The organism is Methylobacterium sp. AC433, assembly GCF_979253015.1.
Window position 1 is genome coordinate 1 of the sequence record NZ_CEEDBN010000055.1, and the last position, 311, is coordinate 311.

At 75.9% G+C, this 311-nt stretch carries 1 protein-coding gene; it reads left to right on the top strand.

What is annotated here, in order from left to right:
- Positions 1 to 55: 55 nt before the first annotated feature.
- The coding region (locus AC0IWM_RS23720) for an ATP-binding cassette domain-containing protein (RefSeq protein WP_471759132.1) at positions 56 to 311 on the top strand (256 nt) is incomplete at its 3' end.

The following is a 311-nucleotide window of genomic DNA, read 5'->3' on the forward strand; positions in this document are numbered from 1 at the left end:
GCCGCCCGGCTCGATCCGGTGCAGGCCCTGCGCTACGGCTGAGGCCCGAACATCCATGACCACGAAAGCCGCGGCGCCCGGCGCGCAGCCGGTCCCGGCCCTGTTCTTCGCCAAGGTGGAGCGGCGCTACGCGCAAGGGGCCGGCGACGGGGCCGGCGCCCTCGAGATCCTGCGTCGGGCGGATTTCGCGATCTGGCCGGGCGACCTCGTCGCCCTGGTGGCGCCCTCGGGCGCCGGCAAGAGCACGCTCCGGCACCTCGCCGGCCTGCTGGAGCGGCCCGATGGCGGCGAGATCTACGTGGGCGGCAGCC